The organism is Micrococcus sp. LASM2_SD2 (genome assembly GCF_057364565.1).
Map to the genome: position 1 here is coordinate 1 of NZ_JBNFOB010000408.1, position 1,040 is coordinate 1,040.

Below are 1,040 nucleotides of genomic sequence, written 5' to 3' on the forward strand. Positions count from 1 at the left end.
GCTCGCCGGGGTGGGGGCCTCGCGGGGCGCCACGGCGCCGCACGCGGGTCCGCCGTGGCGCGCAGGAACACCGTGCCGTCCTGCCGGGAGGGCTCCACCACGGTGCAGCGGGCTTCTCCGGACGCCGTCGAGAGCCACGCCTCGCCACCGGTCAGCACCGCGGAGGCCGGGTCCGCAAGCGGATGCTGTTCGGGGCCGAAGGCCGTCACCTGCACCGTGACCGCGGCCCGCCGGGCGCCGAAGGACGACTCCCTCTCGCGGGGCTCCCCGGTGATCTCCACGGCCACGCGGACCGGCTGCCCGGCGCGCAGGGTCTCTGCCCAGCCGATGCGCTCGTCCTCACCCAGGCGCAGCGCCACCGACTGGGACACCAGCGCACCCACGGCAGCCGCCACCGCCAGCGCACCGGCGAGCGTGCGCAACGCCCCGATCGTGGTCCGCGCCGCGGTCGCCTGCACGGTCCCCTGCCGTCCGCCCTGCTCCCGTTTCGCCGGCGAAAGTGCATCGGCTGCCGGAGCACGCAGCGCCACGGCCGCCACGGCGCACACGAGCGCCGCTGCCAGCAGCCCGGTGGAGACCAGGGTGGTGCCGGTGGAGGTCCACTCCGGGGCGAGGTTGCCCACCACCAGGGCGGCGACGAGCGCCGGAGCCCAGCGGGCGTCGATGGGCCCGGGCAGCCGCCGGTTCACGGTCCGCTCACCAGGTGACCAGCGGGGCCAGCCGCTCAAGCGTCGCGGGCCCGATGCCGGAGACGGCGTCCAGGTCCGCCAAGGACTGGAACTGCCCCACCTGCTCCCGGTGGGCGATGATCTTCTCCGCGGTGGCCGGTCCCACACCGGGCAGTTCCTGCAGGGCCGTGCTGTCCGCGGTGTTGAGGTCCACCCCGGATGTCCCGTCCTCGCCGGCCCCGGCTGCCGCACGATCCTCCGTCCCGCCGCGCCGTCGCCGCCTCGGTCCTGTGGTTTCACCGCGCTCGGCTACGGCGCGCGCCTGCTGGCCCGGGTGCTCGCCGACCCGAAGGCGTGGCGCGTGGTGGACGT

Annotated in this window: 1 protein-coding gene and 1 pseudogene; both read right to left on the reverse strand. The window is 76.3% G+C overall.

All coding sequences use genetic code 11. The features are described from left to right. A pseudogene (locus tag AC2W7A_RS12770) lies at positions 1-689 on the reverse strand (hypothetical protein); the annotation flags it as partial. Between the two features lie 7 nt (positions 690-696). Further along, positions 697-1,040: ComEA family DNA-binding protein (locus AC2W7A_RS12775; protein WP_485991658.1), on the reverse strand; the 344-nt coding region annotated here is incomplete at its 5' end.